The sequence below is a fragment of the Polyangium jinanense genome, from assembly GCF_028435365.1.
On sequence record NZ_JAGTJJ010000002.1, the window covers coordinates 209,313 to 224,804 of the forward strand.

The 15,492-nt window shown below is 69.9% G+C and carries 12 protein-coding genes; 6 read left to right on the forward strand and 6 right to left on the reverse strand.

Annotation, left to right across the window (positions count from 1 at the left end; genetic code table 11):
- Window position 1: 1 nt before the first annotated feature.
- Complete coding sequence (locus tag KEG57_RS05885; RefSeq protein WP_272417045.1) at window positions 2–769, reverse strand: hypothetical protein; 768 nt, start codon at window positions 767–769, stop codon at window positions 2–4.
- Between the two features lie 116 nt (window positions 770–885).
- Between KEG57_RS05885 and KEG57_RS05890 the strand changes: the two genes are divergently transcribed.
- Window positions 886–3,807 carry a HEAT repeat domain-containing protein gene (locus KEG57_RS05890; RefSeq protein WP_272458253.1) on the forward strand — a complete coding sequence of 974 codons (2,922 nt, stop codon included), beginning with the start codon at window positions 886–888 and terminating at the stop codon, window positions 3,805–3,807.
- 513 nt (window positions 3,808–4,320) lie between these two features.
- Here KEG57_RS05890 and KEG57_RS05895 read toward each other — a convergent pair.
- The gene (locus tag KEG57_RS05895) at window positions 4,321–5,160 is read right to left on the reverse strand and encodes a hypothetical protein (RefSeq protein ID WP_272458254.1); all 840 of its coding nucleotides are present in this window, start codon (window positions 5,158–5,160) and stop codon (window positions 4,321–4,323) included.
- Between the two features lie 358 nt (window positions 5,161–5,518).
- On the opposite strand from KEG57_RS05895, the gene KEG57_RS05900 reads away from it, so the two are divergent.
- The 4 genes from KEG57_RS05900 (at window position 5,519) to KEG57_RS05915 (ending at window position 9,801) form a co-directional block, all read left to right on the forward strand.
- Entirely contained in the window at window positions 5,519–6,571 is a 1,053-nt protein-coding gene (locus KEG57_RS05900; RefSeq protein WP_272458255.1) for an Rpn family recombination-promoting nuclease/putative transposase, read from the forward strand.
- Between the two features lie 61 nt (window positions 6,572–6,632).
- Window positions 6,633–8,057: a reverse transcriptase family protein gene (locus KEG57_RS05905; RefSeq protein ID WP_272458256.1), complete on the forward strand. Its 1,425-nt coding sequence runs from the start codon at window positions 6,633–6,635 to the stop codon at window positions 8,055–8,057.
- An 11-nt stretch (window positions 8,058–8,068) separates the two neighbouring features.
- Window positions 8,069–8,572 carry a hypothetical protein gene (locus tag KEG57_RS05910; RefSeq protein WP_272458257.1) on the forward strand — a complete coding sequence of 168 codons (504 nt, stop codon included), beginning with the start codon at window positions 8,069–8,071 and terminating at the stop codon, window positions 8,570–8,572.
- 14 nt (window positions 8,573–8,586) lie between these two features.
- Window positions 8,587–9,801 (forward strand): aminotransferase class V-fold PLP-dependent enzyme, encoded by a 1,215-nt coding sequence (locus KEG57_RS05915; RefSeq protein WP_272458258.1) that lies wholly within the window; start codon window positions 8,587–8,589, stop codon window positions 9,799–9,801.
- 15 nt (window positions 9,802–9,816) lie between these two features.
- Here KEG57_RS05915 and KEG57_RS05920 read toward each other — a convergent pair whose 3' ends face one another.
- Both KEG57_RS05920 and KEG57_RS05925 read right to left on the reverse strand, forming a co-directional pair.
- Window positions 9,817–11,994, reverse strand: coding sequence for an SBBP repeat-containing protein (locus tag KEG57_RS05920; protein WP_272458259.1), 2,178 nt, complete (start codon window positions 11,992–11,994; stop codon window positions 9,817–9,819).
- A 51-nt stretch (window positions 11,995–12,045) separates the two neighbouring features.
- Window positions 12,046–12,600 carry a hypothetical protein gene (locus tag KEG57_RS05925; protein WP_272417054.1) on the reverse strand — a complete coding sequence of 185 codons (555 nt, stop codon included), beginning with the start codon at window positions 12,598–12,600 and terminating at the stop codon, window positions 12,046–12,048.
- Window positions 12,601–12,690: 90 nt separating this feature from the next.
- On the opposite strand from KEG57_RS05925, the gene KEG57_RS05930 reads away from it, so the two are divergent.
- Entirely contained in the window at window positions 12,691–13,719 is a 1,029-nt protein-coding gene (locus KEG57_RS05930) for an aldo/keto reductase (protein ID WP_272417055.1), read from the forward strand.
- 1 nt (window position 13,720) lies between these two features.
- Here KEG57_RS05930 and KEG57_RS05935 read toward each other — a convergent pair whose 3' ends face one another.
- Both KEG57_RS05935 and KEG57_RS05940 read right to left on the reverse strand, forming a co-directional pair.
- Window positions 13,721–14,563, reverse strand: a complete 843-nt coding sequence (locus KEG57_RS05935; protein ID WP_272417056.1) for a phosphate/phosphite/phosphonate ABC transporter substrate-binding protein — start codon at window positions 14,561–14,563, stop codon at window positions 13,721–13,723.
- 8 nt (window positions 14,564–14,571) lie between these two features.
- Window positions 14,572–15,480, reverse strand: coding sequence for a formylglycine-generating enzyme family protein (locus KEG57_RS05940; protein WP_272417057.1), 909 nt, complete (start codon window positions 15,478–15,480; stop codon window positions 14,572–14,574).
- Between the last annotated feature and the right edge of the window lie 12 nt (window positions 15,481–15,492).

A 15,492-nucleotide genomic window follows, 5' to 3' on the forward strand; every position in this document is an offset into this window, starting at 1 on the left:
CTCACTCCTTCGGCGGCTCCGTCCCTTCGATCTCCGCCCCCTCATCCTCGCCGCGGAGCTTCCGCTGCGTCGGCCGCACCTTCTCCGCCAGGTCCCGATACCCGGCCAGCCGGTACAGCCCCTCCAGCGTCGACGCCGTCCCCTGATATGCATCCGACCACGCCGCCGCCGCGCGGTCCCGGGCCGCGAGCGCCGTCTCGAGCTCGCGCGCCTCGCGGGTGTCGTCCCCCACCGCCGCATCGAGCTGGCTCGATTGCTTGATCACCGATTGCTGCGCGACGGCCGTATTGAACGTCGAGCCGAGCGGCGAGACCACGACCGCAGGGTGCTCGCCGAGCAGCCGCGCCACCGTCTTCGTGTACTGGAGCAGCTTCGCCGGCACGCGCGGCGATTCGGTCGACAGGCCGTACGTCGCGAGCGCCGCCGCCCCCATGTGGTCCTCGATCGTCCGGCGCAAAAGCCCGAGCAAGGCCGCGAGCGCCGTCGCCGCCGCGTCGCGCGAGGCCCGCACCGGGATGTCGTCCGCCCGCTCGGCCGCGAGGTCTTCCTCCGCTTGGCCGAGCTCCGACGCAGCCCGCGCGAGGCCGTCCGCGAGCGCTTCGAAGAGCGCGAGGTACGATGCCTTCGTGGCTTTCGTGAGCGGCCCCTGGACCTCCTGCGCCCGCGCCGCGAGGATCTCCGCGACGGCCGTGCCATGCGTGCGCGCCGAGGCGACGACCTTGTCGCTCACGCGGATCTGATTCTGCACCTGTTCGCTGACCTTCGACATGAGCACCTCCCTCCGAGCGGCCGTGAGGGTAATCGGGAGCGAACGAGCACGGCAAGCCAGAATGCCGCGCCGCTTGACATTCGCTCGACTTTGCCGTCCCGCTCGGAGGCGACCCCGTGGACCGCTCCTCCCCCGCAACCCCGCCCGCGCTCGTCCGCCTCCTCGACGAGGACGCCGAGGTCCGGCGCGACGCCGTCGAGACACTCGACCCCCGCCCGCTCCCCGCGCGCTTCGCCCTCCGCCAGGCCATGCTCGGCGACGAGGACGCCCTGGTACGCGCCGCCGCCGCCCAGAAGCTCGGCGAGATGCGCAGCCGGCGTTTTGCCTTCGCCTTCGTCGAGGCGCTCGACGACGTGATGCCTTCGGTGCGCGACCGCGCCTATCGCGCGCTCGCCCGGCTCGAATCACGCGACGTTTTGCCGTACGCGGGCCGCGCCATTCGAAAGGAGCCCGTGTGGTGGGTGCGTCGATCGGCCGTGCGCGCCGCGGCCGCGGCCGGGGGGAAGGACGCGCTGTCGCTGCTCGTCGAGGCGCTCGCGGACCCCTTCTGGCGCGTCCGGCACGCGGCCGTGCAGGCGCTCGTGGTGCTCGGCGAGGACGATTTCGAGGTGCGCGAAGCCGTCTCCCAGGCCGCCGCAAAGGATCCGACCGGGACCGTCGTCTCCGCCGCGCATTACCTCGGCGCCGCGTGGGCCGGCGTTGCCGATACGCCCGCCGCGTCCGCTTCGCCGCCGGTGTTTCTTGCCGAAGGCCTCGCCGACGAGGATCCCGCCGTCGTCACCGCGCGCCTCGAAAAGGCCGATCCCTCGCTCGTGCCCGCCGCCGCGCTCGTCGCCTGGCTCGGCGACCCCCACGCGCCTTTGCGTGCCCTCGCTCGTCGTCGTTTGCGCGAGCGGAACGATCCCGACGCGCTCCTCCTCGCGTTGCGATGGCTCGACGAGCCCCGCGTTCCCCACGCCGCCGCGGAAGTGCGCGCCGTGCTCGATCGGCTCGGGAGCGGGGAGGATCTCCCGCTCGCGCGGCGTGTTCTCGCGGCGGATCCGCCGTCCCCCGGGGCGCTCGCCTGGGCCGCGGAGGTGCTCGCGGTGCGAGGGAATGCGGAGGATCTGGAGCGGGTGCGAGGCTTGGCGAAGAGCGGCGCGCCGGGGCTGCGCGCGGCCGCGGTGACGGGATTGCTGCGGGATCAGCGGTCGCTTCCGGTCGTGCTGGCGGCGCTCGACGATCCGGACGAGGAGGTCCGCGCGGCCGCGCTCGCAGGATGGGAAAGGCGTCCCGGATCGCCGCGGATGCTGGCGGCTTGGGCCGAGGCGCTGGTCGCCGCGGCTCCCCGCGCCGTGTCCGTTCGGGAACGCCGCGCCGTCGCCGAAGCCGCCGCCCTGCTCGGCGACGCCCCCCTGCTCGCCCGCGCCGCTGAAGGCGCGGACCCGGCGACCCGCGCCGTCGCCCTCGCCGCCCGCGCCGCCGGGGACGACCTCCCGCCCGCCGAACGCGCCCGCGCCCTCGCCGACGAGGACCCGTGGATTCGCGCCGCCGTGCTCGATGCGGACGCCGCGCTCGCCGCCGCCGTCAGTGATCCCGACCCGTGGATCCGCCGCCAGGCGATGATCCTCGTGCTCCGCGCTCGCGAGGCCGTCGCGCCCGACGACGTTCGCGCCTGCGCGCTCGCCTCTGCCCTCGCGGCGGACCCCTTCCTCCGCGCCCGCGCCGCCGATCTGCTCGCGCCCGAGGACGAATCGCTCCACCCCGAAGCCTTCCGCACCCTGCTCCGCCTCTCCCAGGACCGCGCCCCCATGGTCCGCGCGGCCGCCGCGAGCGCCCTCGAAGCCGTCGTCGGCCTGGAAGATCGTCTCCTCGCGCTGCTCGACCCGTCGAAACCCGAGCCCGACGAGGCCGTACGCACGTCGGCTTATACCTGGCTTCTTCGCGACGGCGACGATCGGGCCCTCGCGCGCCTCGCCCTTGCGCTCGCGCCCGGCGCGGAAGGGGCGCTCGTGAAGGCGCACCTCGAAGCCTTGACGCTCGTGCTCCCGGACGAGGCATTTTCAAAGCAGCCGTCCCTCGTCCAGCATCGCCCGGCGTCACCCCCGGCCGCCGCGGAGCTGGCTCGAAAACGCGCTCCGGTGCCCGCGCGGCCCGAAGGCGTCACCCTGCGGCCCCTCGGGACCACGGGGCTTTTCGTGTCGCCGCTCGTGGTCTCCGGCGCCCACGGCCTCGTCGCGTCGAGCTTCGCCGATGCCCGCGACGCCGGGGTCAATGCCTTCTTCTGGGAGCCACGTTATCACGAGCTCACGCGTTTCCTACGGTCGCGCCGAGCCGGACGGGAGGGCCTCGTCCTCGTCGCCGGCACTTACCATTCTGGTCCCGACGCTCTCCGCGCCGACGTCGAGCGCACGCTCGCGCGCCTGCGTATCGACTGGATCGACGTCTTCCTCCTGTTCTGGGTCCGCTCCCCGGATCGCCTCGCCGACGACGATTACGACGTCCTCGCGCGCCTGCGCGACGAAGGCAAGCTGCGCGCATTCGGCTTCTCCACGCACGACCGCGCCATGGCCGTCTCCGCGCTCCAGAAGCACCCCTGGCCGGTCGTGATGACCCGCCACAGCGCTGCGCACCCCGGCGCCGAGGCCCTTTTCCTGCCCGAGGCCGTCGCGCGCGGCACGGGCGTCCTCACGTTCACGGCCACCTCCTACGGCCGCCTCCTGCGCCCCGCGCCGGGCGACGCCCCGGAAACAAAACCCCCGAGCGCCCCCGATTGCTACCGTTACTCGCTCACGCAACCCGGCGTGAGCGCCACGCTCACGGCGCCGCGCAGCCACCGCGAGCTCCTCGAAAACCTCACGGTCCTCGCCCGCCCGACCCTCCCCGAGGAGGCCCTCCCCGCGCTCCGTGCCCACGGCGAGCGCATCCGTGCCGAGACACGCCGCTTCGACGCCCTGGTCCGCCGCGCCCCGGGCGGCCCGCGCGACCGCCTGCGCGCGCTGCTCGAAGAAGACACGACGCGCCCCGACGACGCCCTTCCGCCCGAGCCCAAGATGTGATGTCATCGCGGAGCTCACGGGAGGCGCGAGCAGCCAGCTATCACCCCGCGATGTCACGTCGCGGCTGCGAACGACTCCCCATGGAGAATGAAGCGTCACGGGGACCGCCCCGCAGGGCTTTTCGTCCCCGTACGCCTCTGCCGAGCAGGTGGCGGCGCCTCCCGTGAGCGTTGTCCCGAGGGGGACGCCTCGCGTCCCCCTCTCGGCCAGGCGCAGCCCGGCCGATTCACCCCCCGAGGCGAGCTCGCTGCGCGACCTCGCAGCGCCGAAGATTTCGGCGCTCCGGGGCTTCCCTGCATCGGGAAAATATGTTCCCATGGGGACGGCTCCCGGGGACACGAGCAGCCAGCTATCACCCGCGATGTCACGTCGCGGCTGCGACCTGTACCCCATGAAAGAACGATGCGTCACGAGACCGCCCTGCGGGGCGATACAGCTTTCAGCTGTAGGTCTTGTGCACGCCTCTGCCGAGCAAGTGGCGAGGTCTCCGGGAGCCTTTTTTCCTCGTCCGGATCAGCCGCCCGCCGTCTCCGCGGGGCTTTCCTTGGTGCGCCGCGCCTCCGCGCGCCGCTTGCGCGCGTACTCGCTCGTCGCCTCTCGCACGATCTCCGGTCGATCGCGGAACACGAACCGCGCCGCTGCCCGCACGATTGCGATTCGCTCGAGGAGCAGCGCTACGAGCTGATTCCGCAGCAAAATCGCGTCCCTCGTCGCCTCGCTCGTGGCCACGCGCGCGGGCTTTTCTCGTAGCGCTGCCGCCACTTTTTTCGCCTCGCCGATGTAGGCTGCCGAGAATCCCCCGAACCCGTCGAGCTCCTTCTCGTACGTAGCCGCGAGCGCCGCATGATCTGCGAGCGCGGCCGCGACGGCATCGGCAGAGCGCGGATCCGCCTCGTGCGCCGCGCTGACCCGTGCAAGCTGCGCGTCGGCCGCGTCCGTCACTCCATCATCGAAATGGTACGTGAGCGCGGCCTTGATCTCACCGAGCAAAAACAGCCCCCGCTCGAGCGGATCCTCGTCGGGCTTTGCCGAATCGACGGTGAGCAGATACCGCGTCTGCGCTTCCTGCGCGGCGCGCTGGATCGACAGGATCTCCTTGCCCGTCTTCGGCCCGATCCTCCGCGCCCCTTTCCCCTTCCCGCGACCTGCCACGGAATCGAGCCCGCGCCGGAGGACCACGCCTCCCTCGCCGACCTGCGTCTTGTAATACTTCTCGAAGAACCGCGCGACGTCCACGGCCTCCCCGAAGAGCACGTGCAAGGGCACGGGCGACTGGGGCAATGCCTCGGCGTCCACGTTCATCGAACGAACGACCTCGGACCACCGCACGAAATCGGTGCTCGGCTTCGACATGATGTAGAGCTCCCTGGGGCGCAGACGAGCCGAACGCGGCCGGCAGCACCCCGGTCGATGGAGGAGGATGAGCCCGCCTCCGAAATGAGTGAACGCTGGGGAGCATCACCATCTGCCCGGCTGCAATGGGTCGAGCAGGAATTTTGCGTTCGGGCAGGACAGGGGAGGGGGCGTCCTGCTGTCCTGGAGGGGTGGGTCGGTGTCCTGGAGGCGGGGGTCGGTGTCCTGGAGGGGGAGGGGGGTGTCCTGGAGGCGTCTTGTCAAACTGAGTTCGATATCGATCTGCCTCTGAATGGCACCGAGCTCCCAGCATCGGCTGGACGTCTAGGTTTTTCCAGGTACGCTCGGTTGTCGGTGCATGACCGACAACCCGCACGACGCGCTCTTCCAGTACGTCTTCTCGAATCCGGAGCACGCGGCCCCGGCGCTGCGGTCGATGCTCCCGGCGGCGCTCGCCGAGAAGGTCGACTTTTCGACGCTCGTGCTCGCGCCGGGGCATTTCGTGGACCCGGAGCTCGACGGGCACCGGAGTGATCTGCTGTTCTCCGCCAGGATCGCGGGCCGCGATGCATTGATCTACGTGCTCTGGGAGCACCAGAGTTACGTGGATACGTGGCTGCTCTTGCGGCTGCTCGAGTACATGGTGCGGATCTGGCGCTCCTACCGGGACGAACACCCGCGGGCGAAGAAGTTGCCGGTCATCGTCCCGGTCGTCTTGCACCACAGCAAGACGGGCTGGCGCGCGGCACGGCGGTTCGAGGATCTGGTGGACGTCGACGCAGCGGGCCTTTCCGTGCTCGCGCACGTACCTCGGTTCGAGTTCGTGCTGGACGACATCAGCCGCGTGGATGACGCCGAGCTGTCGCGGCGGGCGATGACGGTGCTTGGTCGGTTGGTCCTGTACCTCTTCCGTCACGCGCGCGATCCGGAGGAGCTTTTCGCAGGGCTCGGCCGGTGGGCAGAGGCGCTCCGGCAGGTGGTGCACGCGCCGGACGGGGATGCTGCGATCGCGGCGGTGATGATGTATCTTCGAAAGGTCGGCAGGCGAGAGGAGGACGAGGTAGTCATGGCGGTGCGGAAAGCCGTGGGCGACAGCGTGTTCGATCAGATCTTCCACGCTGGCGAGCGGCTGGAGCAGAAGGGGATCGAACGGGGGATCGAGCGGGGCAAACGCGAGGGCCGTCGCGACGTTCTCGCGCGCCAGCTCAAGCTCCGCTTCGGCGAGCTCCCCGCCACCGTCATGGAAGCCCTCGATGCGGCCTCGATCGAGGCGCTCGACCGCATGACGGACCGGATCCTCACCGCCTCCACGCTCGCCGAAGTCCTCGGCTCCGATATGCCCGCCGAGCCGAAGCCCACCCGAAAGAGCCCCGCCCGCAAGTCCCCGCAGCGCCGCACCCGCGGACGCTGAGCGCACACCGCCTCCATTCCCCCTTAAAAACCTCCCCTCATCCCTGGTAGGATGCGCCGCCATGAGCCTTGTCGGCCTCCTCCTCGAGCTCAAGCCCTTGCTCGCCGATCCCGACGCGAACTTCGAGCGCGTCGCCGAGCTGCTCGAGCGACATCAGGGCCTCGCGGAGTACGAAGTCGCGCGCTTCTACGCGGGTCGCGCCTTCGTCGGGCCTGTCGGCAAGCTCCTTTGCAGCGAGGATCCGCGCGAGCGGCTGCGTGGTGTCCGGATCGTCCCGCTCATCTTTGCCCGGGGGAACGCGGCCCAGCACCTCCGCCGCATGGTCAAGGACGCCGACAACGCCGTCGCGCATGCCGCGCGCGCCGCCGTCAAGACGCTCGGCCTCGCGGATGTCGCGCCGCCCGATCGGCGCGCCTCGCCTTCGCGGTTCGCGAACCCGATTGCGCCCGGGGGCTGGAATCCCACGGGCTGGACCTTCGGGCTCTTTCGCTCCCGGTATGTCTTCCGCCGCGGCGCAGCCCCGACCAAGACCCCGCCGCAGGTCGACGTCCCCAAGCTGAGCTCCCGCGCCGGCGTGGCCAAGCTCGTCGGCGTCAAACCCGGCGAGCTGCCCGCCCTCATGCGTCCCGGCACCGGCAAGGGGAGCGGCTACGTCGAATTCGAGATTCCCAAGCGCACCGGCGGACTTCGGAAGATCTCGGCCCCCCGCGTCCGTTTGAAGGGCGTCCAGCGCGCCATCCTGCGCGAGATCCTCGCCAAGATCCCCGCGCACCCCGCGGCCCACGGCTTCATCGAGGAGCGCTCCACGCTCACCAATGCGACCCCCCACGTCGGCGCCGCCGTCGTCGTGCGCGTCGACATCGAGGACTTCTTCCCCACGGTCCATTACCGCCGCGTCGTCGGATTCTTTCGGCGCCATTACGACGAGGAGGTCGCCGTCGCGCTCGCCGGCCTCACGACCCATCGGGCCAAGCTGCCGGATGGCACCGTGGTTTGGCCGGGCGCATTGCCCCAGGGCGCGCCCACCTCGCCGGCCCTCGCGAACCTCGTCTGCCGCCGCCTCGACGCGCGCCTCGACGCCCTCGCCAAGAAGACCGGCGCGACGTATACCCGTTATGCCGACGACCTCACGTTCTCCTTCCGCGACCCGCCCGCGCGCCTCGGGCGGTTTCTCTGGTGGGTCAATGCGATCCTCCAGCAGGAGGGGTTTGCGGAGAACGTCAAGAAGCGCCGCATCATGCGCAAGGGCAATCGCCAGCGCGTGACGGGGCTCGTCGTCGACCAGAAGCCGTCCATCCCGCGCGAGGAGCGCCGCCGGTTCAAGGCCATCCTCAACAACTGCCGCCGCCACGGCGTGGCCTCCCAGGCCCGCGGAAAACCCGACTTTCCGGCGTGGCTCCGCGGATACGCGGCCTACGTGCGCATGATTCATCCCGAGCTCGGCGCGAAATGGCAGCGCGAGGTCGAGGAGATCTTGTCGAAATAGGGGAGGAGATCGTGTCGAACGAGGACGAGCTGAATCCGTACGAAGCGCCCAAGGAAACGAAGACCACGAAGCGGCCCAAGAAAAAGAAGGCGGCCGAAGACGACGCCCCGCACGATCCGTCGATCGACGCGATCGTCTATTCGCTCCAGAAGACGCGGCCCTGGATCAGCCTGTTCGGGACGTTGAGCTACATCGGCGCCGTCGGGCTCGTGGTCTTCGGCCTTTACACGATGACCTCGACCTCGACGTCGCGCGCGATCGGCGACTACGGGGCCATCGCCTTCATCGTGTACCTCATCCTCGCCATTCTCTACGCCGTCGTGGGCTCGCGCCTCTTCCGGTATCGCGACAGCATCAACCAGGTCATCGCGACCGACGGGCGCCTCGATTTCATCGCGACCGCGATCGAGCGCCAGCGCGAGTTCTGGGCGTTCGTCGGCATGATGACCGTCGTCCTCCTCGGCCTGTACGCGCTCATCATCGGCGGTAGCCTCCTGTTCCTCCTCCCCCGCTGAGCCACCCGCACCCGATGACCCTGCACGAATACCCTCCGTCCCACGCCGCCCGCGTACGGCCGCTCTGGGATCTCGACCCCACCATCACCTTCCTCAATCACGGCTCCTTCGGCGCCTGCCCGCTTCGCGTCCGCGAGGCGCAGGATCGATTGCGGGCGCAGATGGAGCGCGAGCCCGTTCGGTTTTTCGTCCGCGAGCTCGAGCCGCTCCTCGATGCCGCCCTGCACGCCCTCGCGGATTTCGTCGGCGCGGGCGCCGCGGACCTCGCGTTCGTCCCCAATGCGACGGCCGGCGTCAATACCGTCCTTCGCTCGCTCGACCTCCGCCCCGGCGACGAGCTCGTCGCGACGAACCACGAATACAACGCCTGCCGCAATGCTCTCGAGTTCGTGGCCGCGCGCGCCGGGGCCCGCGTGGTCGTCGCCGCCGTTCCTTTCCCCCTCGCATCCCCCGACGACGTCGTCCGGGCCGTCCTCGATTGCACGGGGCCGCGCACCCGCCTCGCGCTCGTCGACCATGTCACGAGCCAGACCGGACTCGTGTTTCCCGTCGAGCACCTCGTCCCCGAGCTCGCCCGCCGCGGCATCGATACCCTCGTCGACGGCGCCCACGCCCCCGGCATGGTCCCGCTCGACCTCCGCGCGCTCGGCGCCGCCTATTACACCGGCAACTGTCACAAATGGATGTGCGCGCCCAAGGGAACGGCGTTCCTCCACGTGCGCCCTGACAAACAGGCGCAGATCCGCCCGCTCTCGATCAGCCATGGCGCGAACAGCCCCCGGACGGATCTGTCGCGCTTCCGGCTCGAATTCGACTGGACCGGCACGCACGATCCCACGCCGTATCTCGTCCTGCCCGAGGCGATTCGTTTCCTCGCGTCGCTCCTGCCGGGCGGCGCGCCGGCCCTCGCCGAGCACAACCGGCAGACGGCCCTGGCCGCGCGGGAACGCTTGTGCGCGGCCCTCGGCACGCCTCCGCCCGCGCCTGCGTCCATGATCGGCTCGCTTGCCGCTGTCCGCCTGCCGGACGCCGGAGGCGCTCCGCCGGCGCCCCCGCTTTTCCTCGACCCTTTGCAGGAGGCCCTCTTTTCGCGCCACGGCATCGAGGTCCCCGTGATCCCTTTTCCGCCCCCCCGCGGCAGGGTTCTCCGTATCTCGGCGCAGATCTACAATAACCCCGAGGAATATGCGCGCCTCGTCGACGCGCTCCGGGCCGAAGGGGTATCTTGAGCGCCTCCGGCACGGTCAGGGCAAGAGCTTCGCCACGTACGCGTCATTGGCGCCGGCACTCGACACGAAGCCGGTTCCGAGGTCCAGCGTGCCCTGGAATCGCCCCCCGACGAACACGTTGCCCGACCCGTCCACGGCCGTAGAGCGGCCCCATTGTTCGAGGTTGTCCCCGCCGCGCCGGCCCGAGACGTATGCGCCCAGCGCGTCGAGCCTCACGACGAACGCGTCGTTGCCGCCCAGGCTCGCGAGCGGCGAGGCGCCGCCGAAATTCACCGAGCCCGTCATCCGGCCCGCGAGCACGACATTGTTTTGCGCGTCCGTCGCGACGGCGAATCCGACCTGGTCGCCGGTGTCGCCGAAGAGTTTGGCCCACTGGAACACGCCCGTGCCGGCGTACTTCGCGACGAAGATGTCGTTGCTGCCGGCGCTCGTCAGGTCTCCGCCGCCGTAATCGACCGTGCCCGCGGCCGCGCCGATCACGATCACGTTTCCCGCGCCGTCCACGGTGACGCCATTGCCGATCTGCGTGCCGATTCCGCCGAGGCGGCGGCTCCATTGATGTTGCCCTGCCGCCGTGAGTTTGACCAGCATCGCGTCCTGACCGCCCAAGCTGATGAGGTCCCCTCCGCCGAAATTGACTGTCCCCTCCATGAAGCCCGTGAAATACACGTCGCCGGCCGCGTCCGTGGCGACACCTCGCATCCCCTGGCTGGTCGCGTCGCCGTAGCTCCGGCTCCAGACGTGGAGCCCGGCGGGGTCGAGCTTCAGCACGAAATGATCGTCGAGCCCCGCGGCCGTCATCGCGCCGCCGCCGAAATCGACGGTGTTGCGATAATGCCCCACGACGATCACGTTGCCCGCCGGATCCACGGCCACCGCCGAGCCCTCGTCCCCGCCCGCGGCCCCGTACGCCCGGCTCCACACGAACGCGCCCGCGGACGAGAGCTTCAGCACGAACACGTCGCTCGTTCCACTCACGCTCACGTGCGGCCCGCCGCCGAAATCGACCGTCGATTGGAAAACCCCCGTCACCACGATGTTTCCCGTGCTGTCGACGGCCACACCGCGCGCCCCGTCCGTGCCGTTCGCGCCGAATCGACGGCTCCAGACGTGATTGCCCTGCGCGTCGTATTTGGCCACGAGGATGTCGTGCACCGTGTTCGGCGTCGTGAGCGGCCCGCCGCCGAGATCAATCGTCCCGACGAACTGTCCCACGACGATCACGTTGCCCTGCGCGTCCGTGGCGATGTCAATGATGTCCTGATCGAACGGATCGCCAAACGACCGGATCCACCCCGTCGCGGCGCACATGTCGCCCACGAGCCCCGTGCAGCTCTCGTCCGCGGGCGTCATGCAATTCTCGGCCTGGGGCAAGACCTCGCCCACGCACGGCCCGTACGCCGACCCCTCGGCATTACACGTCTGCGTGCCCGCCTTGCAGATACCGACGCCCAGCGTCCCGCCCGGCCCGGTATAACAAGCCGTGGTGGAACCCGGGGCGCAGACGCAGCCCGTGCCGCTCTCGTTGACGAGCCCGTCGCAGTCCTCGTCCTCCGGGGAAAGGCACGTCTCCGTCGCGGGCAAGACCTGCCCCACGCAGGCCCCGTATGCCGTGCCCTCGGCATTACACGTCTGCGTGCCCGCCTTGCACGCCCCCTTGTCGAGCGTGCCCATTGGCCCCGTGTAACAAGGCGCCGTCGCGCCGGGGGTGCAAGCGCAGCCCTCCTCGTTCGAGAGCCCGTCGCAATCGTCGTCGCCCATCGTCTGGCACGACTCGGGCATGGGCACGACCTCGCCGACACACGGGCCATATCCGCTCCCGTCGTCGAGGCACGTCTTGAGCCCCGCTTTGCACAAGCCCACGATCTGAGTGCCCGGCGGGCCCGAATAACACGCGTCGAGTTCCCCGGGCGTACACACGCTCGCGCCGCCACTGCCGCCCGCGCCGCCCATTCCGCCCATTCCGCCGGTGCCACCCGCGCCACCGCTGCCGCCCGCGCCGCCCATTCCGCCGATGCCGCCGCTTCCGCCCATTCCGCCGGGCCCGCCCCAGCCCGCCTCGCCGCCGTCGCCGCCCTGGCCGTTGCTCGAGCTCGACGTCGTATTGCCTCCGGCCGCGCAGCCCGAGGTGAGCGCGACGGGGACGAGGATCGAGACGAGGGACAGCCGAGAGCGGGAGAATCGACGTTTCATGATTCCCGCAGGTAACCCGCGCGGGGGGCGCGCGTCAATGACCCGCAGGCGCTACGAAGCGGAGGAGGGGAACGATACGCCCCGCGCCGCCACGAACGCGCCGAGGATCTTCCGCTCCGAAGGGAAGCGGACCGCGATCAGCACGGCGCCCGCCGCAAAGAACGGCGCGGCGACCATCTTTTCGAAGCCGAGCGCGGCGAGGACCATCCCGAAGAGCGCGATGGCCTCGGAGAGCGCGAGCGAGAGGATGAACGGCGTCATGAACACGGAGTAAGCCTTGGCCGTCGCCGCCTGCGGATCGGCGAACACCGTGCGCTTCCCGATCGCTTCGCGATATCGCGCCGAGAACGCGTCCGGCAGCGCCTCCTCGCGAGTCTCCACCTCGACGTTTCGCGCCGCGCTCGTGTAGATCGTGCGCGGCAGGGCGAAGCTCACGATCGTGAGCACAATCGACAGGAGCCCGAACACGAGCGGCATCATGGGGTCCAGGGGCGCGCCCTTCGGCTTGAAGATGCCCGAGAATGCGATGCCGGCGTAGAGCATCGTGGCGAGGAGCATCGCGAACCAGAGGATCCGCAAGACCGAGAGCCGAGGTTGCCGCGCCATGGACCGAGGTTACCACGACGCCGGCGGGGTCGACAGCGGCGCCTTCGCGGCTAGACTCGGACCGCCCGTCAAACCAAGCGAGAGGACCGCATGGAATACCGCACCCTCGGAAATAGCGGCGTCAAGGTCTCCACCCTTTGCCTCGGCGCCATGACGTTCGGCGAGGCCGACGAGAAATCGTTCATGCACAAGGTGGGCTGTGACGAGCCCACGGCCCACGCGATCATGAGCCGCTCCCTCGATCGCGGCGTGAACTTCATCGACACGGCCGACGTTTACGGGCAGGAGGGCCTGTCCGAGCGCGTCGTCGGGAGCTGGCTCGTGCAGGGCAAGCACCGCGAGCGCACGGTCCTCGCCACGAAATTCCGCTTTCGTATGGGCGACGGCCCGAACGGCACGGGCGCCTCGCGGTATCGCATCATGCGCTGCGTCGAGGACAGCCTCCGCCGCCTGCGCACCGATCGAATCGACCTCTACCAGATTCACATGCAGGACAACGACACGCCCGAGGAAGAGACGCTCCGCGCGCTCGACGACCTCGTGCGCCAAGGCAAAGTCCTCTACATCGGCGCCAGCAATTACGCGGCGTACCGGCTCACCGATAGCCTCTGGACGAGCCGCGCCTCGCATCTCAGCTCGTTCGTGTCTCTGCAAATGCAATACAGCCTCGTCTCGCGCGAGCTCGAGCGCGAGCACGTGCCGCTTTGCAAGAAATTCGGGCTCGGCATCTTGCCGTGGTCGCCGCTCGCGGGCGGGTTCCTCACTGGCAAGTATCAGAAAAACCAGCCCCCGCCCGGAGGCGCGCGGCTCGACAAGTGGAAGAGCCAGCTCGCGGGCTTCGACACCCCGCGCAACTGGCGCATTCTCGACGCGGTCACCGCCGTCGCTCAGGAGCGCAATGCCACGAAGGCCGCGGTCGCGCTCGCGTGGCTCATCCACAAGCCCGCGGTCACGAGCGCCATCTTCGGCGCGCGCACCCTGGAACAGCTCGACGCTTGCCTCGCCGGCGCGGAGCTCGCGCTCTCCGCCGAGGAAATGAAGCGGCTCGACGAGGCCAGCGCCTTCGAGCCCGGATATCCCTACGAAATGATCGGCCGCGTGCAGCAGGGCCGCTGGTAGCTCAATGCCACGAGGGCCGGGACGACCGTGACGGCGGGGTCAACGTGATCCGGTCCTCGGCCGGCGGCGGCGTCAAGAGCGGCGCGAGGCGGTGATACTCTTCGAGGGGCGTCTGCACGAGCCCCTCGGCCTCCAGCGCCGAAAGCAGCCGCGACCGCGCGATCTCGCTCGGCGTCGTCGGCACGAGCTTCTGCGCGAGCGCAATGGCTTTCGCCTCCGAGAGCGAGGCGGGCAGCACGATCGCGTCGTTCAGGCAGCTCTCCGTGAAAGCAATCGCCGTGAGTTTGTCCCCGGCGGGCCCCGCATACCAGCGGAGCTTCTCCGCCATGCTGGCCGCGTCCATCTTGTGCGACGAGACGGCCGTGACGTCGGCCGTCTCGTGGAGCACCGCCTCCACCGCGGCCCGATGCGAGCCGAGGAAGATCTGCGACGCGAACGTCTTCGCCGGATCGATCCCCTCGGCCCGCAGCTTCGCGATCGCCAGCAAATACCCTCCGGCCGAGAGCGGATCCACCCACGCCGCCTTCGTCCCCACGAGCGCCGCGAGCCGCAAGCTCGCGTTCTTCCGGGCCACGATCGCGGACCGGTAATTGGTTTGTCCTTCGCGTACGATCGTCAGGACCGCGCGGGCCGCGGGCAGCTTCGCGGTCACGCCGGCCGGCGCCCAGACGAGCTGCGCCTCGCCGGAGGCCGTACGCTCCTCGATATCAGCGTAATTCGCGGCCACGTGGGTCTCCACGCTCTCGCCGAGCTTCTGCTCCAGCGCGGCCCGGATGAGCTCGGCGCGCGCCTCTGCCTTGGCGCGTCCGAGCGCGGGCGGCAGGACGAACAGGAGGCCCCCCATGGCCGCTCCTATTTGCCTGCCGTCGTCGCGCAGCGAATGCCGAGGAATCCGCACCGGTACGTCACCTGGAACCGGCCCGGCCGCTCCACGCGGAACATGTTGGGAATGCCGTCGCGCCAGCTCGCGCCGCGGCCCACGCGGTCCTTCGTCTTCGCGTCCTGCGCGCTCGTCGTCCATTCGAAGACGTTGCCCGCCATTCCGAGCAGGCCGTCCTTGCTCGCGCCGGTCGGGTGCGCCGCGACCGGACACGTGCCTTTCAAGAGCCCCTCTTTCCCACCCGACCAGCAGAGCTGATCCTTCGGCGCCTCGTTGCCCCAGGGATACGCGCGCCCCTCCTCGCCGCCGCGCGCCGCCCACTCCCACTCCTCGTCCGAGGGCAGACGTTTTCCTTGCGCCGTGCAGTAATCGATCGCCTGCTGGAAATCGACACAGACCATCGGATGATCTTCCTTGCCGGCCTTCTTGTACGTCGCCTCGGGCGCGCAGGTCGCGAACGCGTCGTTGCATTTCTTCGACGCGACGCACGCCTCGTAGTCCTTCGCCGTGGCCTCCGTCTTGTCGAAGCAGAAATCGGCGATCTTCGCCTCGTTCTTCAGAAAGCCCATCTTGTACGACCCGCCCTTGATGAACGCCATGCCCTCGGGGCACGGGCTCGGCGGCGCTTTCGGGGGCTCGGGCGGCTTGGCGTCGGCGGTCTTCGCGGGTTCGGGCGTTGCTTCCGCCATCTTCGCGGGCTCAGGGTCGCTTTTCGGCGGCGGGTCGGCCTTCGCAGCCGTCTCGGCGGGTTTTGCGTCCGTTGCGCCCGCGCCCGGCTCCTTTACGTCGCCGCCCTCCTGCGCGCCGCCGCAGCCGAACGCGGCCGCGAGGCCAAAGCCGAGAAACGCCGTGCCGAACGTGAGCCAACGAAGAGCCTTCATGGTAACCATCCT

Bases quoted from the DNA above. Each gene is read 5' to 3' on its own strand.
- KEG57_RS05920 (WP_272458259.1), bottom strand. From the start codon at position 11,994: ATGAAACGTCGATTCTCCCGCTCTCGGCTGTCCCTCGTCTCGATCCTC.
- KEG57_RS05915 (WP_272458258.1), top strand. From the start codon at position 8,587: ATGACCCTGCACGAATACCCTCCGTCCCACGCCGCCCGCGTACGGCCG.
- KEG57_RS05905 (WP_272458256.1), top strand. From the start codon at position 6,633: ATGAGCCTTGTCGGCCTCCTCCTCGAGCTCAAGCCCTTGCTCGCCGAT.
- KEG57_RS05930 (WP_272417055.1), top strand. From the start codon at position 12,691: ATGGAATACCGCACCCTCGGAAATAGCGGCGTCAAGGTCTCCACCCTT.
- KEG57_RS05935 (WP_272417056.1), bottom strand. From the start codon at position 14,563: ATGGGGGGCCTCCTGTTCGTCCTGCCGCCCGCGCTCGGACGCGCCAAG.
- KEG57_RS05925 (WP_272417054.1), bottom strand. From the start codon at position 12,600: ATGGCGCGGCAACCTCGGCTCTCGGTCTTGCGGATCCTCTGGTTCGCG.
- KEG57_RS05900 (WP_272458255.1), top strand. From the start codon at position 5,519: ATGACCGACAACCCGCACGACGCGCTCTTCCAGTACGTCTTCTCGAAT.
- KEG57_RS05940 (WP_272417057.1), bottom strand. From the start codon at position 15,480: ATGAAGGCTCTTCGTTGGCTCACGTTCGGCACGGCGTTTCTCGGCTTT.
- KEG57_RS05885 (WP_272417045.1), bottom strand. From the start codon at position 769: ATGTCGAAGGTCAGCGAACAGGTGCAGAATCAGATCCGCGTGAGCGAC.
- KEG57_RS05895 (WP_272458254.1), bottom strand. From the start codon at position 5,160: ATGTCGAAGCCGAGCACCGATTTCGTGCGGTGGTCCGAGGTCGTTCGT.